At 65.5% G+C, this 26537-nt stretch carries 25 protein-coding genes; 13 read left to right on the top strand and 12 right to left on the bottom strand.

Annotated elements, in window-relative coordinates; translation table 11 throughout:
* Nucleotides 1-2: 2 nt before the first annotated feature.
* Nucleotides 3-1124, bottom strand: coding sequence for a transaldolase (gene tal / locus A5785_RS02475; RefSeq protein WP_005202750.1), 1122 nt, complete (start codon nt 1122-1124; stop codon nt 3-5).
* 97 nt (nt 1125-1221) lie between these two features.
* Complete coding sequence (gene tkt / locus A5785_RS02480; RefSeq protein WP_039854560.1) at nt 1222-3300, bottom strand: transketolase; 2079 nt, start codon at nt 3298-3300, stop codon at nt 1222-1224.
* A gap of 329 nt (nt 3301-3629) precedes the next feature.
* On the opposite strand from tkt, the gene A5785_RS02485 reads away from it, so the two are divergent.
* On the top strand, nt 3630-4625 hold the full coding sequence (locus A5785_RS02485; RefSeq protein ID WP_039854561.1) for a heme o synthase: 996 nt from the start codon (nt 3630-3632) through the stop codon (nt 4623-4625).
* A 27-nt stretch (nt 4626-4652) separates the two neighbouring features.
* Here the strand turns inward: A5785_RS02485 and A5785_RS02490 are convergent, their stop codons facing one another.
* Complete coding sequence (locus A5785_RS02490; protein WP_005202755.1) at nt 4653-5615, bottom strand: quinone oxidoreductase family protein; 963 nt, start codon at nt 5613-5615, stop codon at nt 4653-4655.
* Nucleotides 5616-5669: 54 nt separating this feature from the next.
* Nucleotides 5670-6188 (bottom strand): phosphoribosyltransferase, encoded by a 519-nt coding sequence (locus A5785_RS02495; protein ID WP_064864411.1) that lies wholly within the window; start codon nt 6186-6188, stop codon nt 5670-5672.
* Nucleotides 6189-6268: 80 nt separating this feature from the next.
* Between A5785_RS02495 and A5785_RS02500 the strand changes: the two genes are divergently transcribed.
* Nucleotides 6269-6661 carry a hypothetical protein gene (locus A5785_RS02500; RefSeq protein ID WP_005202760.1) on the top strand — a complete coding sequence of 131 codons (393 nt, stop codon included), beginning with the start codon at nt 6269-6271 and terminating at the stop codon, nt 6659-6661.
* 22 nt (nt 6662-6683) lie between these two features.
* Here the strand turns inward: A5785_RS02500 and A5785_RS02505 are convergent, their stop codons facing one another.
* The 4 genes from A5785_RS02505 to mptB all read right to left on the bottom strand — a co-directional run bounded on the left by A5785_RS02505 (nt 6684) and on the right by mptB (nt 11410).
* On the bottom strand, nt 6684-7745 hold the full coding sequence (locus A5785_RS02505; protein ID WP_064864413.1) for a COX15/CtaA family protein: 1062 nt from the start codon (nt 7743-7745) through the stop codon (nt 6684-6686).
* Nucleotides 7742-8548, bottom strand: a complete 807-nt coding sequence (locus A5785_RS02510; RefSeq protein WP_064864415.1) for an ABC transporter permease — start codon at nt 8546-8548, stop codon at nt 7742-7744. Before A5785_RS02510 ends, A5785_RS02505 begins: the two co-directional genes overlap by 4 nt.
* Complete coding sequence (locus A5785_RS02515) at nt 8545-9516, bottom strand: ABC transporter ATP-binding protein (protein WP_064864417.1); 972 nt, start codon at nt 9514-9516, stop codon at nt 8545-8547. The genes A5785_RS02510 and A5785_RS02515 overlap by 4 nt, the downstream gene beginning before the upstream one ends.
* Nucleotides 9517-9634: 118 nt before the next feature.
* On the bottom strand, nt 9635-11410 hold the full coding sequence (mptB, locus tag A5785_RS02520; RefSeq protein ID WP_064864419.1) for a polyprenol phosphomannose-dependent alpha 1,6 mannosyltransferase MptB: 1776 nt from the start codon (nt 11408-11410) through the stop codon (nt 9635-9637).
* Between the two features lie 117 nt (nt 11411-11527).
* Between mptB and A5785_RS02525 the strand changes: the two genes are divergently transcribed.
* From A5785_RS02525 to A5785_RS02565, 8 genes are all read left to right on the top strand, one after another.
* Entirely contained in the window at nt 11528-12301 is a 774-nt protein-coding gene (locus A5785_RS02525; protein WP_051993727.1) for a helix-turn-helix transcriptional regulator, read from the top strand.
* Nucleotides 12298-13731 (top strand): Fe-S cluster assembly protein SufB, encoded by a 1434-nt coding sequence (gene sufB / locus A5785_RS02530; protein WP_005202775.1) that lies wholly within the window; start codon nt 12298-12300, stop codon nt 13729-13731. The genes A5785_RS02525 and sufB overlap by 4 nt, the downstream gene beginning before the upstream one ends.
* Complete coding sequence (gene sufD / locus A5785_RS02535; RefSeq protein ID WP_005202777.1) at nt 13731-14918, top strand: Fe-S cluster assembly protein SufD; 1188 nt, start codon at nt 13731-13733, stop codon at nt 14916-14918. The genes sufB and sufD overlap by 1 nt, the downstream gene beginning before the upstream one ends.
* A 205-nt stretch (nt 14919-15123) precedes the next feature.
* The gene (gene sufC / locus A5785_RS02545; protein WP_005202779.1) at nt 15124-15897 is read left to right on the top strand and encodes a Fe-S cluster assembly ATPase SufC; all 774 of its coding nucleotides are present in this window, start codon (nt 15124-15126) and stop codon (nt 15895-15897) included.
* A gap of 3 nt (nt 15898-15900) precedes the next feature.
* Nucleotides 15901-17184 carry a cysteine desulfurase gene (locus A5785_RS02550; RefSeq protein WP_005202783.1) on the top strand — a complete coding sequence of 428 codons (1284 nt, stop codon included), beginning with the start codon at nt 15901-15903 and terminating at the stop codon, nt 17182-17184.
* Between the two features lies 1 nt (nt 17185).
* A complete protein-coding gene (gene sufU, locus A5785_RS02555) occupies nt 17186-17656 on the top strand; it encodes a Fe-S cluster assembly sulfur transfer protein SufU (protein ID WP_064864421.1) in 471 nt (156 codons plus the stop codon).
* Nucleotides 17653-18078: a metal-sulfur cluster assembly factor gene (locus A5785_RS02560; RefSeq protein ID WP_064864423.1), complete on the top strand. Its 426-nt coding sequence runs from the start codon at nt 17653-17655 to the stop codon at nt 18076-18078. The genes sufU and A5785_RS02560 overlap by 4 nt, the downstream gene beginning before the upstream one ends.
* A 118-nt stretch (nt 18079-18196) precedes the next feature.
* Nucleotides 18197-18565 carry a J-domain-containing protein gene (locus A5785_RS02565; RefSeq protein ID WP_005202788.1) on the top strand — a complete coding sequence of 123 codons (369 nt, stop codon included), beginning with the start codon at nt 18197-18199 and terminating at the stop codon, nt 18563-18565.
* Here A5785_RS02565 and A5785_RS02570 read toward each other — a convergent pair.
* Nucleotides 18546-19022, bottom strand: coding sequence for a VOC family protein (locus A5785_RS02570; protein ID WP_039854566.1), 477 nt, complete (start codon nt 19020-19022; stop codon nt 18546-18548). The two genes, A5785_RS02565 and A5785_RS02570, sit on opposite strands and share 20 nt — an antisense overlap.
* A 2-nt stretch (nt 19023-19024) precedes the next feature.
* Nucleotides 19025-20176 (bottom strand): FAD-dependent monooxygenase, encoded by a 1152-nt coding sequence (locus A5785_RS02575; RefSeq protein WP_005202792.1) that lies wholly within the window; start codon nt 20174-20176, stop codon nt 19025-19027.
* Between the two features lie 93 nt (nt 20177-20269).
* On the opposite strand from A5785_RS02575, the gene A5785_RS02580 reads away from it, so the two are divergent.
* Nucleotides 20270-20872 (top strand): TetR/AcrR family transcriptional regulator, encoded by a 603-nt coding sequence (locus A5785_RS02580; protein ID WP_005202793.1) that lies wholly within the window; start codon nt 20270-20272, stop codon nt 20870-20872.
* A 4-nt stretch (nt 20873-20876) separates the two neighbouring features.
* Here the strand turns inward: A5785_RS02580 and A5785_RS02585 are convergent, their stop codons facing one another.
* Together A5785_RS02585 and A5785_RS02590 are read right to left on the bottom strand one after the other, a co-directional pair.
* Complete coding sequence (locus A5785_RS02585) at nt 20877-22013, bottom strand: lycopene cyclase family protein (RefSeq protein WP_141630785.1); 1137 nt, start codon at nt 22011-22013, stop codon at nt 20877-20879.
* Nucleotides 22010-22786, bottom strand: a complete 777-nt coding sequence (locus A5785_RS02590; RefSeq protein ID WP_064864469.1) for an SDR family oxidoreductase — start codon at nt 22784-22786, stop codon at nt 22010-22012. The genes A5785_RS02585 and A5785_RS02590 overlap by 4 nt, the downstream gene beginning before the upstream one ends.
* A 116-nt stretch (nt 22787-22902) precedes the next feature.
* Here A5785_RS02590 and A5785_RS02595 point away from each other — a divergent pair, with 116 nt between their 5' ends.
* A complete protein-coding gene (locus tag A5785_RS02595) occupies nt 22903-24531 on the top strand; it encodes an ABC-F family ATP-binding cassette domain-containing protein (RefSeq protein ID WP_005202799.1) in 1629 nt (542 codons plus the stop codon).
* A gap of 239 nt (nt 24532-24770) precedes the next feature.
* The gene (locus A5785_RS02600) at nt 24771-26531 is read left to right on the top strand and encodes a CocE/NonD family hydrolase (RefSeq protein ID WP_005202806.1); all 1761 of its coding nucleotides are present in this window, start codon (nt 24771-24773) and stop codon (nt 26529-26531) included.
* Nucleotides 26532-26537 lie beyond the last annotated feature (6 nt).

Raw genomic sequence — 26537 nt, forward strand, 5'->3', positions numbered from 1 at the left:
CGTCAGCTCTTCTTCGCAGCGGAGAGCTGCTCCTCGGTTGCGCCGAGGAGGTCGGTCCACGCGTCGACGAACTTGGTCACGCCCTCGTCCTCGAGCACCTTGAACACGTCCGAGAAGTCGACGCCGACAGCCGAAATGGCGTCGAAGACCTCACGCGACTCCTTGGCGCGACCCACGATCGACTTGGTGTCGACCCAGCCGTGGTCGGCAAACGCGTCCATCGTCTTTCTCGGCATGGTGTTGACCGTGTTGGGAGCGACGAGTTCGCTGACATAGAGCGTGTCGGCGTAGTCGGGGTTCTTGGTACCGGTCGATGCCCAGAGTGCGCGTTGCGGCAACGCGCCCTGCTCTCGCAGAGCGGGGAAGCGGGAGTCGATCTCGAACGCCTGCTGGTAGGCGTGGTAGGCCAGGCGAGCGTTCGCGAGTGCGGCAGAGCCCTTGAGCTGCACGGCCTGTGGCGTGCCGATCGCGTCGAGGCGCTTGTCGACCTCGGTGTCGACGCGGGAGACGAAGAACGACGCAACCGAGTGGATCTTCGAGATGTCGTGTCCCGCAGCGAGTGCGGCGTCGAGTCCGTTCAGGTAAGCGTCGATGACCTCCTGGTAGCGCTCGACCGAGAAGATCAGGGTGACGTTCACGCTGATGCCCTCCGCGAGGGTGCGGGAGATCGCGGGCAGGCCCTCCTTGGTCGCCGGGATCTTGATCAGCGCGTTGGGACGGTCGACGATCTTCCACAACTCCACGGCCTGCGCGGCGGTGTTGTCGGTGTCGTGTGCAAGACGCGGATCGACCTCGATCGACACCCGACCGTCGAGTCCGTTCGTGCTGTCGAAGACGGGCTTGAGGACGTCGCAGGCGTTACGGACGTCGTCGGTGGTCAGCGTCCGGACCGCACTGTCGACGTCGGTGTCGCGCGCGGCCAGTTCGTTGATCTGGTCGTCGTACGCGGTGCCCTTCGACAATGCGGCCTGGAAGATCGACGGGTTGGTCGTCACACCGACCACCGACTTGGTGTCGATCAGTTCCTGGAGCTGTCCCGAGCTGATCAGATCTCGGGACAGGTCGTCCAGCCACACCGAAACCCCGGCTGCGGACAATTCTGCGAGCTTCTCGTTCTGTGTCACGGTTCTCTCCTCCGGCAGTGCGTTCCTTGTGGGAGCGCCTCTAGTGGGTGTGCCTCGGTTGGGATTTCGATGTTTAGTTGTGGATCTCGTCCGGTGATCAGCCCGCCACTGCGCGTAGCGACGCCGCGACGACGGCTTCGGCGGTGATGCCGAACTTCTCGTAGAGGACCTTGTAGTCGGCCGATGCGCCGTAGTGCTCGAGCGACACGATCTGATCGCCGTTGCCCACCCAGCGGTACCACGGCATCGCGATACCAGCCTCGACCGATACCCGTGGCACTGCGGGAGGCAGCACCGAGTCGCGGTAACCCTGTGGCTGTTCGTCGAACCACTCCATGCTCGGCATGGACACCACGCGGGCCGCGATTCCCTTCTCGGCCAAAGTCTTCTGTGCCTCGAGTGCCAACTGCACCTCGGAGCCGGTGCCGATGATGACGACCTGCGGGTCGTCGTCGGAGTCGCTGAGCACGTAGGCGCCCGCGGCGACTCCCTCGACCGACGTTCCCTCGAGGACCGGGACGTTCTGTCGGGTGAGCACCAGGCCGACGGGATGGTTTCGACGCGTCAGGAGATGCGCCCATGCCGCTGCGGTCTCGTTGGCATCAGCGGGACGTACGACGTCGAGGTGGGGGATGGCACGCAGCGCGGCGAGATGTTCGACGGGCTGATGGGTCGGGCCGTCTTCGCCGAGTCCGATCGAATCGTGCGTCCACACGTAAATCGGATCGATCTCCATGAGTGACGCCAGCCGGACCGACGGACGCATGTAGTCGGCGAACTGGAGGAACGTACCGCCGTATGCCCGTGTCGGTCCGTGGAGCACGATCCCGGAGAGCACGGCGCCCATCGCATGCTCGCGAATGCCGAAGTGCAGTGTGCGGCCGTACGGATTGGCCGACCACTTCTTCGTGGAGATCGCGGTCGGGCCGAACGACGCCGCCCCGTCCATGGTGGTGTTGTTCGAGCCTGCGAGGTCGGCCGAACCGCCCCACAGCTCGGGCAGGATGCCGCCGAGTGCTGAGAGCACCTTGCCCGACGCCGCGCGGGTCGCGAGGTCTTTGTCGCCGGGAGCCCACGTCGGGATCACATCGCGCCAGCCCTCGGGCAGCTCATGTGCATACAGGCGGTCGAACAGCTTCTTGTTCTCGGGGTTGGCGCCTGCCCAGGCGTCGAACGCCTTGGTCCACGATTCCTTGGCCTCGATCCCGCGCTCGACGAGTTTGCGGGTGTGGCTGATGACCTCTTCGGAGACGTCGAAGTTCTTGTCCGGATCGAATCCGAGAGCTTCCTTGGTCTTGGCGACCTCGTCGGCGCCGAGAGCCGAGCCGTGGACGGCGCCCGTGTTCATCTTGTCGGGAGCGGGGTAGCCGATGATGGTGCGCACGCAGATCAGCGACGGCTTGTCGGTGACCTTCTTGGCCGCCTCGATTGCCGCCTCGATCGCGACGACGTCCTCGCCGCTCTCGACCGTCTGCACGTGCCAGCCGTATGCCTCGTAGCGCAGCGCGGTGTTCTCGCCGAGCGCGATGGTGGTGTCGTCCTCGATCGAGATCTGGTTCTGGTCGTAGAACACGATCAGGTTGCCCAGCTCCTGGGTGCCCGCGAGCGACGACGCCTCGGACGTCACGCCCTCTTCGATGTCGCCGTCGGAGGCGATGACGTAGATGAAGTGATCGAAGGGGCTGGCTCCTGGCGCGGCGTCGGGGTCGAAGAGGCCACGCTCGTAGCGCGACGCCATGCTCATGCCCACGGCTGACGCGAGTCCCTGACCCAGCGGACCCGTCGTGATCTCGATGCCCTTGGTGTGACGGAACTCGGGGTGTCCCGGCGTCAGCGAATCCCAGGTGCGGAGCGCTTCGAGGTCGCCGAGTTCGAGTCCGAATCCGCCGAGGTAGAGCTGGATGTACTGCGTGAGGCTCGAGTGTCCACACGACAGGACGAAGCGGTCACGACCGACCCAGGTGGTGTCGACCGGGTCGTGACGCATGACGCGCTGGTAGAGCGTGTAAGCCAGTGGAGCGAGACTCATCGCGGTGCCGGGGTGTCCGTTGCCGACCTTCTGGACGGCGTCGGCAGCAAGAATGCGAGCCGTGTTGACCGCGCGCGTGTCCACGTCGGACCAGTCCTCGGGGTAGGCCGCCTCGGTGCGTTCGCGGATCTCGTCGGTATCAGCCACGTGTGCCGTCTCCTGTACGTGTTGGGGTGCCTGCGTGATGCGTGTGGTGCTGGTGCGTCGGGCGAACGCCAACTCGCGGGCGTTACGTCCGAGTGCTGATGCAGGGCCTTTCGACCCACGATGACCAGAGTAATCGGCCGGTGCCGTCGGTGTGGGGGGTGGCCGGTAACGATCGTCATGTCAGCCGGTCTTCGCAGGTCGGCTACGGCGCGGAGCCTCAATTCTTTGATCGAACACCCCAGCGTCTACCATGCTGAGTAGTAGTCGGAAATGCCCGCGAGCCGAATCGTCGGCGGGGCAGGGGAGTTGACGTGAGGATCGGTGAGCGTGTGAGCGGAGATGGTTCCGCCACTTCTCGCGGCACGTCCGAGGTGGATTCTGACCGCCCCGTCAGCGAATCGAACACGACCGCCGACACGAGTTTCGTTGCTCGCGTACGCGGCACGGTGATGGCGTACATCGCGCTCACCAAGCCTCGTGTCATCGAATTGCTGCTGGTGGCGACCATCCCGGTCATGCTGCAGGCAGATCGTGGACACGTCGACCTCAGAATCATCGCGTTCACGCTGCTCGGTGGTTGGTTGGGTGCGGCGAGCGCCAATACGCTCAACATGGTCGTCGACGCCGACATCGACAAGAAGATGCGACGCACCGCCAAGCGTCCGCTCGCCCGTCACGCGGTGACGAGAACCAATGCGTTGATCTTCGGATTGCTGCTCTGGGTGGCGTCGTTCGCTGTCCTGTGGTGGTCGGCGAACCTTCTGAGTGCGCTTCTCGTATCCGCCACGATCATCTTCTACGTCGGGGTCTACACCCTGATCCTCAAGCGCCGCACCTGGCAGAACGTGGTGTGGGGCGGTGCAGCCGGATGCATGCCGACGCTGGTCGGCTGGGCGGCGGTCACGGGTTCGCTCAGTTGGCAGCCGATCGTGCTGTTCGGTGTGATCTTCTTCTGGACGCCGCCGCATACCTGGGCACTGGCGATGCGCTACCGCGAGGATTACAAGGCCGCAGGCGTGCCGATGCTGCCGGTGATCGCCACCGAGGAGCACGTCACCCGCCAGATCTTCATCTACACGTGGCTCACCGTGATCTGCTCGTTCCTGCTCATCGGAGCTGCGAGCTGGATCTACGCCGGCGTCGCGGTGTTGGCAGGCGTGTGGTTCCTCAACCGTGTGCACAAGCTCTACCGCGACACTCGACGCGGCGTCGAGGTGGCACCGTTGAAGGTGTTCCTGCAGTCGAACGAATACCTCGCGGCGCTGTTCTGCGGACTCGCCATCGACGCCGTCGTCAACCTGCCGACCATCGCCAGCTACTTCTGACGAGTGGCCGCAGGTTTCGTGACCGCCTCACGGAATGAGTGCGGTTGCTCCCGTGGTGATCCGGTTCTCCAGGTCGGTTTGGGCCTGCGCGGCGTCGGCAAGGCGATATTCCTGGCCGACTCGGGCATCGAGGCCGTCGAGAACGGCGTCGAAATATTCACCCGAACGCCACCGCAATTCGTCCGTGTTCGCGATGAAATGGCCGAGCGTCGGGCGCGTCACCGACAGTGAGCCCGCCGGGTTGAGCCGCTGGATATCGAACGGCGGGACAGGTCCGCTCGCCGCCCCGAACACGACGACGATCCCGCGCACCGCGGTCGAGGCCAGTGACTGTTCGAAGGTGTCGGCTCCGACGCCGTCGTACACCACCGGCACGCCCTTGCCGTCGGTGAGTTCACGGACCTGTCCGACGAGGTCGTCACCGTATCGCAGGACGTGGTCGGCGCCTGCCTGCGTCGACAACGCTGCCTTCTCGTCTGTCGACACCGTGGTGATCACCGTGATGCCGCGACGCTTGGCGAGCTGCGTCAGGATCAGGCCGACGCCGCCGGCGCCCGCGTGGAGCAGGATCGTGTCACCGGAAACCGGGTGTGCGCTGCCGTCGAGCAGATAGTGGGCGGTGAGGCCGCGCAGCATCGTCGAGCCTGCAACGACGTCGGGAACGCCGTCGGGGACCGGGATCGCGCGGGCGGCGCGCACCGCGACGAGTTCGGCGTACGAACCGGGCGCGTCGACCCACGCGATTCGTTGGCCCGGCTCGAGGTCGGTGACCTCGCTGCCGACCGCGATAATCTCTCCCGCACCCTCGGTGCCCGGGACGTAGGGCGGGGTCGACGGGTACATGCCGCGTCGTAGATAGGTATCGATGAAGTTGACCCCGATCGCGCTGGTCCGCGCGATCACCTCGTCGGGAGCGGGGATGGGGTCGTCGACCGTCCCGTAGTTGAGCACCTCGGGACCGCCATGATGTGTCACCTGAATTGCGCGCATGAGTCGTTTCTACACGGCGCCGAATTCTGGCCGTCGCCGGTACCGAACGCCGCGCTAGGGGTTTGATTCGCTGCTGGAGTTCCGCGTGCCGACGACCGGCGGGTCGACCGACCACGGGAAGTTGATCCACTTGTCCGTGGTGCGCCAGCAATAGTCGGGAGTCGTGATGGTGTGCGGCTTCTGGTAGATCACCGCATTGCGGACCTCGGCGACGCGACCCTGCTGCTCGCAGAAGTCGTCGACAAGTTTGAGCGTCTTTCCGGTGTCTGCGACGTCGTCGACGACCAGCACCCGCTGATCGTGCAGGCCGCTGCTCTCGAGCAGCGAGGGGAGCATCACGGGCTCGGACAGCGTCTCACCGATGCCGGTGTAGAACTCGACGTTGAGCGAGAGCATCAGCTTGCAGTCGAGGGCATATGCCATTGCTCCGGCGGGGATGAGACCGCCGCGGGCTATCCCGATGATGATGTCGGGGACGTAGCCGTCGTCGGCGACCGTCTGAGCAAGCTCGCGGCAGGCGACGCCGTTGAGTTCCCAGGTGAGGATTTCGCGCTCCTGCGCGGGCGAGTTCATAGATGACAACTCTGCCAAGTCTGCGGCTGCCGCACACCTCGGATGGGCCACCGGCCGCCGGTCGGTATGCTCTACAGACCATGAGCGACGAGCAGAACACCGAAACCGCCGAGAGTGACAGCGTCGAGAGCTCGGCAGCGCCGGTTAAGGCGCCTGCCGCGGTCGTCGCGTCGATCAAGAAGTTCGTCGCCACCGAAGGTGGGGCCGCGAAAGCCGTCCTGCAGCCCATCGGCACCGCCGGGGTGCGCATCACGCTCGTCGGGGAGTCCAACGGATACCTCGGCGACCGGGTCGTCGACGACGTCGCGACCGCGCATGCCGTCGTCGACGCCGTGCCCGGCCTTGAAATCGGGGAGTGGGATCGGGAACTGACGTCGAAGGCGACCGTGTCGCCCGAGCACTATCGCAAGATGGCCGGCTGGGTTGCCCACTCCGAGCACTTCCCCAAGGCGCGCAACAGCGCGATCATCTGACGGTTCGGCGGGGCGGTCCCGATCAGTTGACGGGTGCGTCGCCGCGTTCGCGCTGGCCGACCTGGTCGGTTTGATCCCCGCCCGATAGTTGAGCACTGTCCGCTCGCTGATCACTGCCGAACCACAGCACGAGCCACGTGGCGCCGATCATCAGCAGCGCGCTACCGAGCATGTGCGCGATGACCAACGCCATCGGAAGGTAGGTGGCGTACTGGATGCCGCCGATCACGCCCTGCAGTGCAAGCAGCCCGACGTAGATGAGCGCGGCACGGGTCTGCGGCAGTTGGAGAACCCGTGCGGTGACGGCCACCGCCAACGCCAGACCCACCAGCACGAACACGAAGTCGGCGTGCAGCTGCGTCATCGCGCCCGGGTCGAGTCCGTTGCGCGGCGCGTCGGCGTCACCCGCGTGAGGGCCCGATCCCGTGACGACGGTCCCTACGTAGATGGTCGCCCAGGTGAGGACATAAATCAGCCACGACAGGGCGCTGCCGAGGCGGGCCGCCACGATGTTCGTCGTCTTGTCACGCTCGTGCGGCGAGGTCCGGAACACCAGAACGGTTGCCAACGACACCAACGCCATCGACAAGACGAAGTGCAGCGAGACGACCCACGGATTCAGATCGGTGAGCACCGAGATGCCGCCGATGACTGCCTGGAACGGGATGCCGAGCGCGATGAGTGTTGCCAGCCAGCGGTCGCCGCGCGTCGAGCCGCGTCGACGGAACACCGCGAGCCACGTCCCGATGGCCACGACGACCAGGACCCAGGTGAGCATCCGGTTGCCGAACTCGATGGCTCCGTGCATCCCCAGCGCCTGATGTGGAACGAAGGAACCGTCGGTGCACTGGGGCCACGTCGGGCAGCCGAGACCGGAACCGGTGAGGCGTACCGCGCCGCCGGTGACGACGATGCCGACATTGACGACCAACTGTGCGATGGCCCAGCCATAGACCGAACGCGCCGTCGGGTCTGCGAATCCGGGGACGCGGCCGAACAGGCCACGACGCCGGGTCGTGGTGTCCTGCGATGCGGCATCTGGGGATTCGGGGGAGCGCTCGGTACGCGTATCTGACGTCGTCATTGGAATCGGAACCACCTCACCGCCAGCGCAGAGCCGATGGCGGCCCAGGCCAGCAAAACCACTACGCCGAAGACGTCGACACGCCCATCGGCAGCTTGTTGCAGCGCTTCGGTCAACGCGCCGGATGGCACCACGCGAGCCACCCACCAGACCGAGTCGGGTACACGCGACGACATCACGACGAGGCTGCCGATGCCCAGCATCGCGAACCACAGAAGATTGGCCAGCGCCAGGACGATCTCTGCCTTGAGTGTTCCGCCGAGCAGCAATCCGAGAGCGGAGAACGCAGCCGTGCCCAGCGCGATGATCAGCGCGCCGATCAGCAGGCCGACGGGTTCGGGACGCCATCCGAATGCGACGCCGATCAATCCGAGCAGGATCGCCTGTGCGATGACGACGATGACGACTGCCATCGCTTTGCCCGCGATGATGCCCCACCGCGGAATCGGCGTCGCCCCAAGCCTTTTCAGTGCGCCGTACCGTCGGTCGAACCCGACGGCGATGGCCTGTCCGGTGAATGCGGTCGACATGACCGCGACGGTCAGGATGGCTGGCACGAAGGTCGCCGCGCGTTCGGCGTTGGTCGTGCCGAGGTCGGTGTCGAGGGGTAGCAGACACAATCCGATCAGCAGGGTGATCGGGATGAACATCGTCAGCAGCAACTGCTCGCCGTTGCGCAGCAGCAGGGTCAACTCGAGCCGCGTCTGCGCGGCGAGCATCGCGGGAAGCGACGCGGGTTGCGGGTGCGGGGCGAAGGTTCCCGGCGGGAACTGCGACGTCGACCGTGTGCGTGCGGCGGTCATCGACGTAACTCCCGTCCGGTGAGGTCGAGGAAGACGTCCTCGAGGCTGCGGGTCTCGACGCGCAGATCGGTGGCGAGAACGTTGATCTTGGCGCACCACGCGGTCACCGTCGCCAACACCTGTGGTGTCACGTCGCCGCTGACCAGGTAATTGCCCGGCAGTGGTTCGGTACAGCGATAGTCCTCGGGCAGCGCGAGTTCGAGCATCGTCAGGTCGAGCCCGCGCGGTGCGGTGAACCGCAGTTCGTTCTCGGCCCCGCGACTCGTCAGCTCCGCCGGGGTGCCGTTCGCCACGACCTTGCCGTGGTCGATGATCACGACCTGGTCGGCGAGTTCTTCTGCTTCGTCCATGAGGTGGGTGGTGAGCAACACCGAGACGCCGTCTCCGCGCAGACGGTCGATGATCTCCCAGACCACCAGGCGTGCCTGGGCGTCGAGTCCTGCGGTGGGTTCGTCGAGGAAGACCAGTTCGGGTCGGCCGACGATGGCACACGCGAGCGAGAGCCGCTGCTGCTGACCACCGGAGAGGCGTCGGAACGGGGTACGCGCGGCCGATTCGAGACCGAGAGCGTCGAGCAGCCAATCGGGATCGATGGGGTCGGCTGAGTACGCGGCGCACAGCCGCAGCATTTCCTCGGCGCGAGCACCGGGATAGGCGCCGCCACCCTGCAGCATGACGCCGATCCGCGTGCGGAGTCTGTCGTTGTCGCGCCAGGGGTCGAGGCCGAGCACCGACACGCTGCCCTCATCGGCGTGCAGGAACCCCTCACAGATCTCCACCGTCGTGGTCTTGCCCGCTCCGTTGGGGCCGAGGAGCGCGAGGACGGTTCCGGACTCCAGATCGAGGTCGAGCCCATCGACGGCGGCCCGGTCGTCGTAGCGTTTCACCAGTCCGCGAACGCGCACCGCGGCGTCGGGTTTTGTCGTCGAGCCCGTCGAGACGGATCCGCGAGAGCGACGATCGGTCATCGGATCGTCTGCCGGCGATGGTGAAGGTGAAGCCGTGCTGCGCACACGCCAAGACTATGCGGTGAGGGGTGCTGGAGAGAAAACGGTGCTGCTCCCGACGCCCCCGTGCCCGACGTCGTCACGCGTCGGTGTTCGACGTCGAGCGGCTGCGTCTGTGCCGGGTGAACGGCAGATCCTCGAAGAACAGCGCCGTCAGTATCGCGACCATGATCACACCGGCGAGCAGGCCCTGCGCGAGCACGACGCCGCTCGTGTTGGAACTTGTCGGCATGACCACGATCGCGATGATCGCCGACGCCGCGATGCTCAATACGCGGAACCATGGACCGGTCGCCCACGCGGCGAGGGGAATGACGGCCCACAGCAGGTACCAGGCCTGCACGAACGGGAAGAACAAGACGACGGTGGCCATCGCGATGCCGAGCCCGCCGAGCGGGTGGAGTCGTCCGGCGAGCGTCGCCAGCATCCAGCGGACGACGAAAATCGCGGCGATGAGCTGCCCGATCGGGCGCGCGACGTCGAGGATGGCCTGCGTCTGATCACCGAGACCGAGCCACACGCCGACTCTGCCGGTACTCACCGACATCAACGTCGGCATCGACATCCAGGATCGGACGATCTCGCCCGTCGACAGCGTCGTCGTCCACCCGAAACCGAGTCCTGTGCCGGCACAGATACCCACGACGACTATGGCGAGAATCACGAAGAGGAAGGCTGCAGACGCCGCGAGAGCGCGCACCGAATCCCGCGACCGCGACCACCAGGTACTCACCGGAGCATGACGAAGTGCGGGCAGCGTGGCGCCCCACCGTCTCGCGAGGGCGACGCCGACGAATCCGAGGGCGAGCATCGATGTGACTTTCACCATGGACGACGCCGCGATCACCGCCGTGCCCGCGATGAGCAACCAACCCGCCTGGGTCGGCCAGAATCCGGAGCCTCGCAGCCTCCCGCTGCTGTAGATCCCCGCGAAACACAGCTCCAGTCCGACGAGCATCAGGCCGAGCATGAGCGCCTCGTTGTGGATGCCTCCGACGAGGTGCAGGATCACGAGCGGATTCATCGCGCCGAGCCACAGCGCGGCAACTCCCGACACCCCGCAGCGCCGTGCGAGGCGGGGCAGCGCCCAGACGATCAAGCCAACCCCGAGCAATGCCACGAGTCGATGCAGGAAGATCGCCGCGGTGATGTTGTCGCCGGTGATCTTGGTGATGCCCTCACCGATCCAGATGAAGAACGGACCATACGGCGCGGGGGTGTCACGCCAGAGATTGGGTACGGATCGCGTGAGGACGTCGTCGACGCCGAGTCCGCGAACAGGACTCACCGAGTACGGATCCATGCCGCGTTCGGCGATGGCGCTCTGTGCCAGATAGGAGTAGATGTCCTTGCTGAGCAGGGGTGGAGCGACGAGGATCGGGGCGATCCAGAGCAGCAGCGTGCAGTCGGCCTGGCGTCGGGTCATGCGCCGCTGCGGGCTTCGACCCTCCAGCACCTCGACGCTGAACCGGCCGACCGCGAAGCGTCCGATCATCAGCCACGCGACGACGAGCATCAGCGTTCCGCCGATCGACATCGTCAGCGCCGTGCTCCACATCCGGGACGGCAGCGACAGGAGGCGCATCCCCGCGACGGGGTTCTGCAGCACGGGGATCTGACCGGTACCCAGCGAACCGATCAGCAGGAGCACCGAACCGGTGGCTCCGAAGATCTTGATCCGGAAGAGTCGCCGATTTTCCTCCGCGTTGAGTGGGCCGACTTCCTGCTCGGTCTCGTGCAGTGTTGCCACCGACCGGCCGTAGTCGCCCGTCGTGTCCGAATCCGTGTCGGCTTCTCGCGCAGACTTCAGCCCGAGGTACGTCGCAGCACGACGCAGGACACTGGTTTCTGACACGAGACGACTGTAATGGTTGCCTCGTCGTGTCCTTCCGACGCCGCACCCGAGTCACCGCTTAGGTCACCCTTGCTGGAAGCGGGGAAGTAATTACGTCACACTGGCGTTGTGAAAACCATGCGGAGTGATGCAGTGCTGTCTGCCGACAGCGCCCGTCCCGGTGTGGTCGCCGATCCAGGAGCCATGCACGCCGACGGGCAGACGCGTGCTGCCGTGGTGTCGCTGCTCGTCGAAGACGGGCCACTGACCGCGGGAGAGATCGCCGAGCGGTTGGGTATCAGTCCAGCAGGCGTGCGTCGTCATCTCGACGCGCTCGTCGATGCCGGTGATGCCGAACACGCCTCGCCCGGTTTCGGCCGGGGCGGTGAGCGCGGTCGGGGCAGGCCTGCGAAGTGGTTCCAATTGACGGCGACCGGTCGCGGAAAGCTTCAACACGCATACGACGACCTCGCCGGGGCAGCCATGCGCAAGCTCCGCGAGATCGCCGGTGAGGAAGCGATCGGCGAGTTCGCACGTGACCGGATCGAGGGCATCGTCGACGGGGTACGTCCCGTAGCGGAGTCCGGCTCGGTCGCCGACACCGTCGAAGAGATCGCCGACGCTCTCACCAGCGCCGGTTACGCCGCCAACACCAGATTGGTCGGCTCCGGCGTCCAGATTTGCCAACATCACTGCCCCGTGGCACATGTCGCGGCTGAGTTCCCCGAACTCTGTGAGGCAGAAACCGCGGCGTTCACCGAGCTTCTCGGTACGCACGTACAACGTCTCGCGACGATCGCCAACGGCGATTGCGCGTGTACAACGCATGTCCCCCTGATGATCGGCGACAACCAGCCCGGCAATGACGCCGTCGCCGACCCGAAGCAGACGAGTCGAAAGGCCCAGCGATGACAGTTACAGATGGACAGGCTCCATTGACCCAAGAGGAGACCATCGCCTCACTCGGCACGTACGGATACGGGTGGGCCGATTCCGACGTCGCAGGAGCGAGCGCGCAGCGTGGACTCTCAGACGCCGTGGTCGCCGACATCTCGTCGAAAAAGAGCGAACCGGACTGGATGCTCGAGAACCGCCTCAAGGCGCTGCGCATCTTCGACCGCAAGCCCATGCCGCACTGGGGTGCCGAGCTCGACGGCATCGACTTCGACAACATCAAGTACTTCGTGCGCTCGACCGAGAAGCAGGCCGCTTCCTGGGACGACCTGCCCGAAGACATCAAGAACACCTACGACAGGCTCGGCATCCCCGAAGCCGAGAAGCAGCGTCTCGTCGCAGGCGTCGCGGCGCAGTACGAGTCCGAGGTGGTCTATCACCAGATCCGTGAGGACCTCGAGCAGCAGGGCGTGATCTTCCTCGACACCGACACCGGTCTCAAGGAGCATCCCGAGCTCTTCCGCGAGTACTTCGGATCGGTCATCCCGGCGGGCGACAACAAGTTCTCCGCGCTGAACACCGCGGTCTGGTCGGGCGGTTCGTTCATCTACGTGCCCCCGGGCGTGCACGTCGACATCCCGCTGCAGGCCTACTTCCGGATCAACACCGAGAACATGGGCCAGTTCGAGCGCACGCTGATCATCGTCGACGAGGGTGCCTACGTGCACTACGTCGAGGGCTGCACCGCACCGATCTACAAGACCGACTCACTGCACTCCGCCGTCGTCGAGATCATCGTGAAGAAGGGTGGACGCTGCCGCTACACCACCATCCAGAACTGGTCGAACAACGTCTACAACCTGGTCACCAAGCGTGCCAAGGCCGAGGCGGGCGCCACGATGGAGTGGATCGACGGCAACATCGGCTCGAAGGTCACGATGAAGTACCCGGCAGTCTGGCTGACGGGCGAGTACGCCAAGGGCGAGGTGCTCTCCGTCGCATTCGCCGGTGAGGGTCAGCATCAGGACACCGGATCGAAGATGGTCCACCTCGCGCCGCACACCTCGAGCAACATCGTCTCCAAGTCGGTGGCACGCGGCGGCGGACGAGCGTCGTACCGCGGTCTGATCAAGGTCAACAACGGTGCGCACGGCAGCCGTTCGACGGTGAAGTGCGACGCACTGCTCGTCGACACCATCAGTCGTAGCGACACCTACCCGTACGTCGACATCCGCGAGGACGACGTCACGATGGGTCACGAGGCCACCGTCTCCAAGGTCAGCGACGATCAGCTCTTCTACCTGATGAGTCGCGGACTGACCGAGGACGAGGCGATGGCCATGGTCGTGCGCGGATTCGTCGAGCCCATCGCGAAGGAACTCCCGATGGAGTACGCGCTCGAACTCAACCGCCTCATCGAACTCCAGATGGAAGGAGCCGTCGGCTGATGGCTGATCCGACAATCCCGGTCTCGGTTCCGGGCAGCACAGTCGCGCCCGTCAACAAGGGTGAGTTGTTCACCTCATTCGACGTCGAGGCGTTCGAGGTTCCCAGCTCACGTGAAGAGGCGTGGCGATTCACCCCGTTCCGACGCTTGCGCGGTCTGCACGACGGCAGCGCGACGGCCGACGGACAGGCAACTGTCTCGGTCACCGGCGCAGGTGACGGCGTCACCGTCGAGACCGTCGGACGCGACGACAAGCGACTCGGTCAGGGTGGAGTGCCGTTCGATCGCATTGCGGCGCAGGCGTATTCGTCGTTCACCGAGGCTACGGTCATCACCGTCGCCCGCGAGGTCGAGGTCGGCGAGCCGATCGTGATCACACTCGAGGGCCCCGGCGTCGACAAGACGGCGTTCGGTCACGTGCAGATCCGCCTCGAGCCCTTCGCGCGTGCGGTCGTCGTCCTCGACCAGAAGGGCAGCGGAACCTACGCGGAGAACGTCGAATTCATCGTCGACGACCAGGCAGCGTTGACCGTCGTCAACGTCCACGACTGGGCCGACGACGCCGTGCATGTCGCAACGCACCACATCAAGGTGGGTCGCGATGCCGTGCTGCGTCACTTCGCGATCAGCCTCGGCGGCGACCTCGTCCGCCTCTCACCGCTGGTCCGCTACGCGGCGCCGGGCGGCGACGTCGAACTCTGGGGTCTGTACTTCGCCGATGCCGGACAGCATCTCGAACAGCGACTCCTCATCGACCACAACCAGCCGAACTGCCGCTCCAACGTGGTGTACAAGGGTGCGCTGCAAGGAGATCCGTCCGGCGACCGCAGTCGTGAGGCGCACACGGTCTGGATCGGCGACGTGCTGATCCGTCCGGAAGCCGAGGGCACCGACACGTTCGAGCTCAACCGCAACCTGCTGCTCACCGACAACGCGCGTGCCGACTCGGTGCCGAACCTCGAGATCGAGACCGGCGAGATCGTCGGCGCAGGCCACGCCAGCGCCACCGGCCGATTCGACGACGAGCAGCTGTTCTACCTGCAGGCCCGCGGCATCCCGGAAGACCAGGCCCGACGCCTCGTCATCCGTGGATTCTTCGGCGAGGTCATCGCCAAGATCACGGTGCCCGAACTGCGCGAACGTCTCTCCGCCGCCATCGAACACGAACTCGAGATCTCCGGCGCCTGATCGCGCGTGGACCGCTGATCGAGCTTCAACCCGCTGATCGAGACCGAACCCGCCGATCGAGACCGAACCCGCTGATCGAGACCGAACCCGCTGATCGAGACCGAACCCGCTGATCGAGCTTGTCGAGATCACCGAACCCGCCGATCGAGCCCCGAACCCGCTGATCGAGCTTGTCGAGATCACCCAGCCCCAGAAAGAAAGCCACATGAGCACACTCGAAATCCGTGACCTGCACGTCGACGTCGCGCAGTCCGACACCGACGCCGAGCCGATCCACATCCTCAAAGGCGTCGACCTGACGGTGAAGTCGGGGGAGACCCACGCACTGATGGGCCCCAACGGCTCCGGCAAGTCGACGCTCTCCTACGCGATCGCAGGCCACCCGAAGTACAAGGTCACCAGCGGCACCATCACCCTCGACGGCGAGGACGTGCTGGAGATGAGCGTCGACGAGCGCGCCCGCGCAGGTCTGTTCCTCGCGATGCAGTACCCCGTCGAGGTTCCCGGCGTCTCGATGTCGAACTTCCTGCGCACCGCGGCGACCGCCGTCCGTGGCGAGGCTCCCAAGCTGCGCCACTGGGTCAAGGAGACCAAGGAGGCGATGACCGCACTCGAGATCGATCCGTCGTTCGCCGAGCGCTCGGTCAACGAGGGCTTCTCCGGTGGCGAGAAGAAGCGTCACGAGATCCTGCAGCTAGACCTGCTCAAGCCGAAGTTCGCAATCCTCGACGAGACCGACTCCGGCCTCGACGTCGACGCTCTGCGCGTCGTCAGCGAGGGCGTGAACACGTACAAGGCCGAGGAAAACGGCGGCATCCTGCTGATCACGCACTACACGCGAATCCTGCGCTACATCAAGCCGGACTTCGTGCACGTGTTCGTCAACGGTCGGGTCGTCGAATCCGGTGGGCCCGAGCTGGCCGACGAGCTCGAAGAGAACGGTTACGTCCGCTTCACGACGGCTGCTGCGGCGGGCTGAGCCATGTCGACGGAGACCGTGGCCGACAAGGCTTCGACGCTCGACGTCGACGCCATCCGTGCCGATTTCCCGATTCTGTCCCGCACGGTGCGCGACGGAAAGCCGTTGGTCTACCTCGATTCCGGTGCGACCTCGCAGCGTCCGGTCCAGGTGCTCGATGCCGAGCGTGAGTTCCTGACGACCCACAACGCCGCGGTGCATCGTGGCGCGCATCAGCTCGCAGAGGAGGCCACCGACGACTACGAGGGCGCCCGCGAGAAGATCGCCGCCTTCGTGGGTGTCACCGCACCCGAGACGGTGTTCACCAAGAACGCGACCGAGTCGCTGAACCTGGTCACCTACACGCTCGGCGACGACCGCAGCGCACCGCTGTTCGGTGGTCGACAACTCGGCGAGGGCGACACAGTCGTCATCACCGAACTCGAGCATCACGCGAATCTCGTTCCGTGGCAGGAGCTATGCCGACGTACCGGCGCGACCCTGCGCTGGTACGGCGTGACCGACGACGGCCGCATCGACCTCGATTCACTCGAGCTCGACGACACCGTGAAGGTCGTCGCGTTCACGCACCAGTCCAACGTGACCGGTGCCGTGGCCGACGTCGACGAGTTGGTTCGCCGAGCTCGTGCTGTCGGTGCGCTCGTCGTGCTCGACGCCTGCCAGTCGGTTCCGCACATGCCAGTCGATTTCCGTGCGCTCGACGTCGATTTCGCGGCGTTCTCCGGGCACAAGATGCTCGGACCGTCGGGTGTCGGTGTGCTGTACGGCAAGGCAGAGCTTCTTGCTGCGCTGCCTCCGTTCATCACCGGCGGATCGATGATCGAGACCGTCACGATGGAGGCAACCACCTACGCCGATCCGCCTCAGCGGTTCGAAGCAGGCGTGCCGATGACCTCGCAGGTCGTCGGATTGGGTGCGGCCGTCGACTATCTGTCGGCAATCGGGATGGATGCTGTTGCCGCGCATGAGCATTCGCTCGTCGAGCACGCACTGCATTCGCTCGGAGAGATCGAGGGACTGCGCATCGTCGGACCCACGACGACCGAAAACCGCGGTGGTGCAGTCTCGTTCGTCGTCGACGGCATTCACGCACACGACCTCGGGCAGATCCTCGACGACGAGGGTGTCGCGATCCGCGTCGGACATCATTGCGCATGGCCGCTGCACCGACGTTTCGATGTTGCGGCGACGGCCCGTGCGTCGTTCGCGGTCTACAACACGCATGACGAGGTCGACGCTCTCGCCGCGGCAATCGTCAAGGCGCAGAAGTTCTTCGGAGTCGCCTGACATGCGTATGGAGCAGATGTATCAGGACGTGATCTTCGATCACTACAAGCACCCGCACGGGCGCGGGCTGCGCGAGCCGTTCGGCGCCGAGGTCCATCACGTCAACCCGACGTGTGGTGACGAGGTGACCCTGCGCGTCGCGCTCTCCGACGACGGCAATACCGTCACCGACATCTCCTACGACGGGCAGGGTTGCTCGATCTCGCAGGCGTCGACATCGGTGCTGTTCGACCAGCTCGAGGGCGCCAGCGTCGACGACGCCTTGGCGACGGTCGCATCGTTCAACGCGATGATGACCTCCCGCGGCTCCGACGAGGGCGACGAAGACGTCATCGGCGACGGCATCGCGTTTGCCGGAGTGAGCAAGTATCCGGCACGCGTCAAATGTGCACTGCTGGGCTGGATGGCGTTCAAGGACGCCCTGGCGCAGTCGGTGGAAGAACGTGAATCAGAACAGGTGGAAGCCCCATGACCGAACAGCCTTTGGCAGAGACTCCGGCAGTCGAGACGCCCCCGGTCGAGACCCCCGCAGCTCAGACACCCGCAGCTCAGTCACCCGTGAGTGCACCGAGCACCTCGCTGCCCCAACTCGAGGACGTCGAGGAGGCGATGCGCGACGTCGTCGACCCGGAGCTCGGTATCAACGTCGTCGATCTCGGACTCGTCTACGGCATCGAGATCACCGACGACGCCGTCGCCAAGATCGACATGACACTGACGTCGGCGGCGTGTCCGCTGACCGACGTCATCGAGGACCAGTCACGCGCAGCGCTCATCGGCAGCGGCTTGTGCACCGAGTTGGAGATCAACTGGGTGTGGCTGCCGCCGTGGGGCCCCGACAAGATCACCGACGACGGCCGCGAGCAGCTGCGCGCGTTGGGATTCACTGTCTGAGCCGTCGGAGACACGGAGACGCGGGGACACGGTGACTGGACATATGGACGAACCCGAAGGACGGTTTCGTCGTGTCCGCCGCTGGAAGCCGCCCACGTACGAAACGCGCGTGGAGAAGATGATCCGCGAGGCCACCGAGCGCGGCGAGTTCGACAACCTGCCGGGCATGGGCAAGCCGCTCGACCTCTCCGATACCGACGACCCCGACTGGTGGGTCAAGCGCAAGATCCGCGACGAAGGACTCGATTCGACGGCCCTGCTGCCCGCTTCGCTGCAACTCCGCAAGGAGGCGCAAGGCTTTCCCGATTCCCTGGCCGACATCGCCGACGAATCAGCAGTGCGCGAGATCCTGGCCGACTTCAATCGCCGTGTGCGCGAAGCACATCTGACCACGCGGGCGGGGCTGCCGTCGGTCGTCACTGCCCACGTCGTCGACGTTGACGAGATCGTCGAGCAGTGGCGGTCGCTCAGGCGGGGGAGTCGGTGATTCGGTGCCCGGCGACCGGCTGCACGATGATGGAGCGGTCGAACATGGCCGACTCGAATCCGTCTGCCGGATCCGTGTAGATCTGAATCGTCATGCCATCCGGTGTGGAGAGGCGAACGACCTGCCCGATGTAGCCGGTGATCGGTGGGCTGTGCGGCACTCCGAGTCGGTCGAGGTGTTCGATCCATTGCTGCAGCGCGGCATTGTCGACCACGCCGAAGGTGACCGGATCGAAGCCCGCGATTCCCTGCGCCGCAGCGGGATCAAGTCGCAGTTCGATTAGTTCCGCGATACCGGGAATCGAGATCACGACGGCGTAGCGATGACCGGTCCTATCGTAATGGTCGAATCTCGTGATGTGGGTGGCGTCGAAAACCCTTGTGTACCAGTCGATACTCAGCTCGAGGTTGGTGACCGGGAACTTGAGGTGGTGCAGTCCGGTGAGTGTCGTCGCCATGATCACGCCACGAGCTCTGCCATGTGCAACGCCATCTGCTTTCGGGCGGGTGGCAGATGCCCGATCGCATTCATGGCGAGGTCTCGGATCTTCATCGCCACCGGATTCTCGGCAACCGATGCGGTCGTCATCAGGTTGGTCAGCAGCACGGTCGACGCAGCGATCGGACGCCTCCGGTGTTCGTACGTGTCGAGATGCACTGTGGGAGTGGGCGAGAGCGCTGCCGCGAGCACCAGGCCGAGTTCGTAGGCATCCTGGATGCCGAGGTTCATGCCCTGTCCGCCGGCAGGGCTGTGCACATGTGCGGCGTCACCCGCGAGGAAGATGTGGCCCTTCCGGAAGTGCTCGGCGATGCGGTGATGAACGTGGAATTGGGATCCCCAAGCGATGCGCGAGACTCTCGCTCCCCGTGGACCGCGAGTGTCGAGCACGTTCTGCACGAGGGCAACGTCGACGTCGTCGACCTCCTCCGGCCACGTGAACAGCACCCTACGGCGGCCCTCGGGCAAAGGACCACTCACGACGATTCCGTTGGGGGAGAAGAAGTTCTGCACCTCGTCGAAGCGCAGCGGCCACTCGTCGAACTCGGCGTCGGCGAGTACGAAAGACTGTGGATAGTCGCCTCCGACGAACTCGATGCCAGCCGATTCGCGGACCACCGAATGCGTGCCGTCGGCTCCGACGACGAACCGGGCTCGTACGGTCTCGAGGCCGTCAGGTCCATCGACATGGACGTCGATGCCGGACGCTGTCTCGTCGAGTCCGGTGACCCTGTATCCGCGGGTGATGTGACCACCGAGTCGGTGCAGGTTCTCGGTGAGTACTTCTTCGGTCCGCCACTGCTGGATCGTGGTCACGTGCGGATACCGCGTGTCGAGATCGGCGAATCGCAGTCCGTTGAGCAGCTTCTCGCGGTTGCGGAACGTGAAGTAGGGGACCACGACGCCCTCGTCCACGAGAGTGTCGGCGACGCCGAGCTCCTGCAGGATCTCCATTGTCCGTGCCTGAATGGCCGCGGCCCGGGAGGCGTTGTGCCCTTCGGGTTGTTCGTCGAGGGTGAGTACGTCGCGTCCCGCGCGTGTCAGGACTGTCGAGGCGACAAGTCCGGTCGGGCCTCCGCCCACGATCAGCACGTCGATGTTCTCGGGCAACATGACCTTCTCCTTGATGGTGTGAGGATCTGTGCGAGAGCTGGTCAACACCTGTTGGCCAACACGTGTTGATCATAACTCGCTAGACTGGGGATCATGCAACCCCCGACGGCGACCAACAGGGAGCGGCCGACCAAGAAGGAGCGAGCGCAGCGCTCCCGTGCCGCGATTCTCGCCTCGGCACAAGAACACTTCGCGCGCAGCGGATTTGCCGGTGCCACCGTGCGGGCCATCGCGCAGGATGCAGACATAGACCCGTCCATGGTGATTCGTTATTTCGGCGACAAGCGGGGCCTGTTCACCGCCGCGACCACCGTCGACGTCGAGGTCCCGGACCTATCGGTGTTGCCCGAAGAGCAACGCGGTCGAGCAGTTGTCGAACACTTCCTGCGCATCTGGGACGACGGTGCTTCGAGCGATCTGCTCAGCGTGTTGCTCCGCAGTGCAATGACGGACCCGGTGGCGCGGGATCGGGTGGTGGAGATCGTCGAGGCGCATATGCTGCCCATGGTTACTGCCGTGGTTTCCGATGAGGACGAGGCGCCGACACGCACGGGTTTGATTGCCGGTCAGGTCCTCGGTTTGGCGTTGAGCCGCAAGGTTCTCGAGCTTCCACTGACCACAGACATTCCCGCGCAGGTCCTGGTGAACAGCGTCGGAGCGACGATTCAGCAGTACCTGACGGCACCGCTCGACTGACAGCTCAGACGTCGGACCAGCTGTGGCCGGTCGCCGCACCGCGCGCGATGGCCATCCCGGTTCGCATACCGACGCCCTTCACCACGCGGCCCATCGCCTCGAGTGTGCCCGGGAGGTTGTCACGCTCGCTGAGGTAACTGCGTTGGGCGTCGATCGGCATGGTGAAGAAGGCGTCGAAGAAGTCGAGGGTCTGCTCGGCCGAGAGATCCAGCAGCGCCGACAGACCGCGGATTCGGAGTTCGTGCACCGAACGTGCCGACGTCGGCCACAGGGCCGCTGCGGGGTCGGCGCCGTCCGCAATCGCGGTCGCGACGTCGTCGGCACAGGCCAGCGAGGTGGCGACGCTGTAGCCCGTCGTCGGATTCTTCATCCCGCCCGCCGCGCCGAACCGGAAAACCGAGTCTCTCCACGGCGTCGTCGACGCGCCGACGAGCGGGAAGTTCACCACCTCGGTGCGGAGCGCGGTCGGCTCATGGTCGCCCAACCGCACCCGGAGACGATGTTCGAGCTCTGGGATCGACAGCGCGGGATGCCCTGCGAGACAGGTCTCTTCGAGCAGCACAGTCCCATCAGCGAGCGGCACGGCGTAGAGAAACGACGGAAGTGGTGAGCCTGCGGCACCGAGTCGGCGGGGACTCGCCCACTCCATCAGTAGCGTGTCGGCGCCGTCGAGTACCGCCGCCGCGTCCTTCGCGTCGACGACGATTCCGAACGCGGTTTGGTACGGGGCGTCATGCGGCAGCGCACCGCGACAGTCGATGATCTGATCGGCCTGCACGACCGAGCCGTCAGCGCACACCACCCGATCAGCGGACACCGACGTCGCTGCCGATGTCACGAGAGATATCCCGCCGAGGTCCAATTCGGTTGCGAGAGCGACATTGTCGAGAACTGTGTATCCGCGCGCGATGTGGTGACGGGTCCGCGCAGACACCTGCACGGCGTCGGTCTGCGCTGCTATGGCGTTGTCGCTCAACCAGTTCGGCAGTTCGTCGGTCCATGCCGCATAGGTGGCGTGCCACGCCCTGTCCGGGTGGGGATCGACGAGAGTGGTATCCACCCCGTGGTGGCGCAGGCGATGGGCCAGGCCTCTGCCCGCCGGACCGCCACCCACGACCACCGCCGAACGGGACACGGTCACATCGATCCGGTGGCCAACAGTCCGCCGTCGACCTGCAAGGTCTGACCGGTGATCCACGACGCGTTGTCGCTGACGAGGAAGGCGGCAGCCTGCGCGATGTCTTCCGGGTTACCGAGTCGCCGCAGCGGATAGCCGGCAATCGCGCGCTCTTCGTTGTCGCCCGCGATGAGTGCGTCGGCGAACTTCGTCTTGACGATGGCAGGCGCGATCGCGTTGACGCGGATCTGCTTGGGTCCGAGTTCCCACGCGAGCTCCGCGGTCAGGCGGATCAACGCGGCTTTCGACGCGCCGTAGGCGGCGATGACCCCGGTGGAGCGGATTCCGGCGACCGAGGCGATGTTGAGCACAGCTCCTCCTGATTCGGCCATGCCCGCCCGATAGGCCTCCTGCACGAACCCGAGGGCGGCGACCACGTTCGTGTCGAAGATCTTGCGTACCGCGTCGAGATCGGCGTCGACGAGCGGCCCATACGTCGGGTTGATTCCCGTGTTGTTGACCAGTATGTCGATTCCGCCCCCGAGCCGCACCACGGTCGCAACGGCGTCGGCCCGATGAGCGGCGTCGCCGGTGTTGCCGGGACAGATGTCGACCTTCGCCCCGTCAACCGCAGTCCGGATCGACTCGGCTGCCTGCTGCAGCGGTTCGGGTTTACGGCCGGTGATGACCACCGTGGCGCCTCGACGGGCGAGTTCGGTGGCGATGGCCAATCCAATGCCGCGGCTCGCGCCGGTGACGAGTGCGGATCGCCCGGTGAGATCGGGTGTCGGCAACATTCCGGTGGGTTCAGCTGTGCGTTCGGTCACCCTGCCACCGTATCGAGCGACGTGAGGAAGTCGCGGCCGCCCGGGGAGGAAAAACCACGGGCCGGCGCACAGTAGACTGGACCGTCGTGATCACCGCGACCGACCTGGAAGTTCGAGCGGGCGCTCGGACCCTGCTGTCGGCGCCCGGCTCAGCTCTGCGTATTCAACCCGGCGACCGGATCGGCCTCGTCGGCCGCAATGGTGCAGGTAAGACGACCTCGCTGCGCATTCTCGCGGGCGAGACCGAACCCTACGCCGGGACGGTGACCAGGACCGGCGATCTCGGCTATCTGCCGCAGGACCCCAAAGAAGGCGACCTCGACGTCGTCGCCCGCGATCGAGTGCTGTCGGCGCGTGGCCTCGACGACATCATGCATCAGATGGAGAAGCAGCAGGCGTTGATGGCCGAGGCCGCCGACGACAAGGTGCGCGACAAGGCTGTCGCACGCTACGGGCGTCTGGAAGAGCGCTTCTCCGACCTCGGCGGCTACGTCGCCGAGTCCGAGGCCGCGCGCATCTGTAACAGCCTCGGATTGCCCGATCGCGTACTCGGCCAGCCGCTGCGCACGCTCTCGGGCGGACAGCGCCGTCGCATCGAGCTCGCCCGCATCCTGTTCGCAGCCTCCGACGGTTCGGGCAAATCTGCGACGACGCTGCTCCTCGACGAGCCGACCAACCACCTCGACGCCGACTCGATCACCTGGCTGCGCAGCTTCCTGCAGAACCACGAGGGTGGACTCGTGGTGATCAGCCACGACGTCGACCTGCTGGCCGACGTGGTCAACAAGGTGTGGTTCCTCGACGCCGTCCGCGGCGAGGCCGACGTCTACAACATGGGCTGGAAGCGCTACCTCGACGCACGCGCAACCGACGAGCAGCGTCGTAAGCGTGAGCGCGCCAATGCGGAGAAGAAGGCGTCCGCGCTGCGCGCACAGGCTGCAAAGCTCGGCGCCAAGGCCACGAAAGCCACTGCGGCACAACAGATGCTCAAGCGTGCCGATCGGATGATCGATTCCCTCGACGAGGAGCAGGTGGCCGACCGCACCGCCCGGATTCGCTTCCCGGAGCCTGCGGCGTGTGGCAAGACTCCGCTGATGGCGTCGGGACTGAGCAAGTCCTACGGCTCGCTCGAGATCTTCACCGGCGTCGACCTCGCGATCGACAAGGGCAGTCGTGTGGTCGTGCTCGGACTCAACGGTGCGGGTAAGACCACCCTGCTCAAGGTGCTCGCCGGTGTCGAGGCGTCGGATACGGGTTCGCTGGAGCCTGGCTACGGACTCAAGATCGGCTACTTCGCGCAGGAGCACGACACCCTCGACGACATGGCGACGGTGTGGGAGAACATTCGGCACGCCGCGCCCGACGCAGGCGAACAGGATCTTCGTAGCCTGCTCGGTGCCTTCATGTTCACCGGACCTCAGCTCGACCAACCCGCAGGCACGCTGTCCGGTGGCGAGAAGACGCGACTGTCGCTGGCAGGACTCGTGTCGTCGGCGGCCAACGTGCTGCTGCTCGACGAGCCGACCAACAACCTCGACCCGATCTCGCGCGAGCAGGTGCTCGACGCCCTGCGCAGCTACACCGGCGCCGTGGTCCTCGTTACTCACGACCCCGGTGCCGCGGCGGCGCTCGATCCGCAACGCGTGATTCTGCTGCCCGACGGCACCGAAGACCACTGGAGCGACGAGTACCAGGAGCTCATCGAGCTCGCGTGACGCGCAGATCACTTCCTCTTGCTCGTCGTGATTGCGCTCCCATCTCTGCTGTGAGGTGAATCGCTGCCCAAGCGGCGTGGACGCACTGCCAATCTTCATTAGCCGTGCGAGGTTTGTCTGAGCGTCACGAATCATTCATGTGAGCGCCCGGCATCCACCTCACCTAGGAGTACTGCGTCCGTGCGGCAACCTTTGCGATCGCTCATCCTTTTCCTCGCTGCACGGTTCGGGGAGGTCCGGTGACGGCGGCGCATCGTCGCCGTTCGTGGCTCGTCGCGGCGATCGCCGCGCTGACTGTGTCCGCAGGGTTCGTGGTGCCGACCGGAGCCGCCCAGGCGGCCCCAATGCAGTCCGAGAATGTCGCCTGGGCGCCGGGGGCGCATTGGTCGCAGGCCTACATCCCCGAGAAGGACGGCACCGTCCTTCACGCCGACATCTTGCGGCCCGCGCACCTGTCCGCAAGCGCGAAGACGCCCGTAATCCTCAGTGTCAGTCCGTATTTCAATCATTCGGGCTCCGGTGGCGTCGCCGGTGCGCTTGACGGATTCACCTATAAGCCCCTTCCGCCCGCACAGCCGAACGACAGATTCTCCGATCTGGTCACCCAGGGTGACCTCATGCGCAAGGGGTATACCTACGTGATGGTCGACCTCCGAGGATTCGGAGGGAGTACGGGATGCCTGGATTATGACGGGCCGGGTGAGCAGGCCGACGTGCGCGCAGCGGTGGAGTGGGCAGCGAGTCAGCCGTGGTCGACCGGCGCTGTGGGCATGTACGGCAAGTCCTACGATGGCAACACCGGGATTATGGGAACGGCACTGGCCCCGAAGGGGCTGCGTGCGGTGGTCGCGCAAGAGCCGATGTACGACGGCTATCGCTACCTGTATCAAAACGGTGTGCGCTACCTGAACTCGCTCTACATGGGGATCTGGTACGACCAGATTGCCTCGGCGTCGGGGGTGCCGTTCGGCGACGACGCGCGCTACATGAAGTCCTCGCTGTATGAGCTCCAGCATCCGGAGTGCTTGTCGCGCAACGCATCAGCGCAGATGGCCGATTCGGATCACAACTCGTCGTACTGGCGGGAGCGGGGCTTCGCCGAGGCCGCCCACGACTCGCCGGTGCCGCTGTTTCTCACCCAGGGCCTGATCGAGAACAACACGTGGCCCGACGGGTTGTACGAGACGATCGCCGGGCGCAAGGCTCCGACGAGGGCGTGGCTGGGCATGTGGGACCACGTGCGCGGCAACGAGACCGCCGCCGACGGGCGACTGGCGATGGGGCGACCCGGATGGTTCGCCGAGGTGATGCGCTGGTACGACAGGTATCTCAAGGGCACTGACGTCGCAAGCGATCCGTCCATCGTCGTGGAGGACAACACCGGGTCGTGGCGTGCGCAGCCGTCGTGGCCGATGCAGACGTCCACGCAGACGGTCGCACTTCCGACCGGAAGCTATCGTGACGGCGTCACAGCAGTCGGCTCATACGGAACCCAGGCTTCAGCGATCTCGGCGCCGTCGGGACTCGATCGCAACCGGGGACTGTGGCGGGTCAGCGCGCCGGTCAGCAGGGCCGTCCGCATCTCGGGTGCGCCGCAGGTGTCGGTGCGCACAACGACTGCTCAGGCGGGCGCGCATCTGGTTGTCGACCTCTACGATCTCCCCCCATCCGGGCAGGCGACTCGGATCACCCGTGCCGCATCGGTTCTCGAACGCGGCGCCGCGACGACGACATTCCGGTTGCTCCCCAACGACTGGGTGTTGGCGCCCGGGCACCGACTCGGCATCCGCATCGTGAACACCAACTCCGAGCTCTATCTGCCGTCGGGCAGCAGTGCGACGGTCACGGTGACCGGTGGAACGTTGTCTCTGCCCATCGATGCCCACAGGTGGCCACCAACCGCGGGTGGCCGATCGGTGTTCCTCGACGACTACCTGGCCGGGGCGGGCCGCTACACGCTGCCCGCCGGCACACCGACGGATCAGTGGGTGATCAAGTAGGCGAGG

Origin of the sequence: Gordonia sp. 852002-50395_SCH5434458 (assembly GCF_001665905.1) — a bacterium.
In the GTDB taxonomy this organism is placed as follows: domain Bacteria; phylum Actinomycetota; class Actinomycetes; order Mycobacteriales; family Mycobacteriaceae; genus Gordonia; species Gordonia jacobaea.

Excerpts from the sequence above, each read along its gene's own strand:
- sufU (WP_064864421.1), top strand. The coding sequence starts at position 17,186 with ATGCGTATGGAGCAGATGTATCAGGACGTGATCTTCGATCACTACAAG.
- A5785_RS02495 (WP_064864411.1), bottom strand. The coding sequence starts at position 6,188 with ATGAACTCGCCCGCGCAGGAGCGCGAAATCCTCACCTGGGAACTCAAC.
- A5785_RS02500 (WP_005202760.1), top strand. The coding sequence starts at position 6,269 with ATGAGCGACGAGCAGAACACCGAAACCGCCGAGAGTGACAGCGTCGAG.
- A5785_RS02505 (WP_064864413.1), bottom strand. The coding sequence starts at position 7,745 with ATGACGACGTCAGATACGCGTACCGAGCGCTCCCCCGAATCCCCAGAT.
- A5785_RS02565 (WP_005202788.1), top strand. The coding sequence starts at position 18,197 with ATGATCCGCGAGGCCACCGAGCGCGGCGAGTTCGACAACCTGCCGGGC.
- A5785_RS02575 (WP_005202792.1), bottom strand. The coding sequence starts at position 20,176 with ATGTTGCCCGAGAACATCGACGTGCTGATCGTGGGCGGAGGCCCGACC.
- A5785_RS02510 (WP_064864415.1), bottom strand. The coding sequence starts at position 8,548 with ATGACCGCCGCACGCACACGGTCGACGTCGCAGTTCCCGCCGGGAACC.
- A5785_RS02570 (WP_039854566.1), bottom strand. The coding sequence starts at position 19,022 with ATGGCGACGACACTCACCGGACTGCACCACCTCAAGTTCCCGGTCACC.
- sufB (WP_005202775.1), top strand. The coding sequence starts at position 12,298 with ATGACAGTTACAGATGGACAGGCTCCATTGACCCAAGAGGAGACCATC.
- A5785_RS02560 (WP_064864423.1), top strand. The coding sequence starts at position 17,653 with ATGACCGAACAGCCTTTGGCAGAGACTCCGGCAGTCGAGACGCCCCCG.
- sufD (WP_005202777.1), top strand. The coding sequence starts at position 13,731 with ATGGCTGATCCGACAATCCCGGTCTCGGTTCCGGGCAGCACAGTCGCG.
- A5785_RS02580 (WP_005202793.1), top strand. The coding sequence starts at position 20,270 with ATGCAACCCCCGACGGCGACCAACAGGGAGCGGCCGACCAAGAAGGAG.
- A5785_RS02490 (WP_005202755.1), bottom strand. The coding sequence starts at position 5,615 with ATGCGCGCAATTCAGGTGACACATCATGGCGGTCCCGAGGTGCTCAAC.
- sufC (WP_005202779.1), top strand. The coding sequence starts at position 15,124 with ATGAGCACACTCGAAATCCGTGACCTGCACGTCGACGTCGCGCAGTCC.
- A5785_RS02525 (WP_051993727.1), top strand. The coding sequence starts at position 11,528 with ATGCGGAGTGATGCAGTGCTGTCTGCCGACAGCGCCCGTCCCGGTGTG.
- A5785_RS02550 (WP_005202783.1), top strand. The coding sequence starts at position 15,901 with ATGTCGACGGAGACCGTGGCCGACAAGGCTTCGACGCTCGACGTCGAC.
- A5785_RS02515 (WP_064864417.1), bottom strand. The coding sequence starts at position 9,516 with ATGACCGATCGTCGCTCTCGCGGATCCGTCTCGACGGGCTCGACGACA.
- A5785_RS02590 (WP_064864469.1), bottom strand. The coding sequence starts at position 22,786 with ATGTTGCCGACACCCGATCTCACCGGGCGATCCGCACTCGTCACCGGC.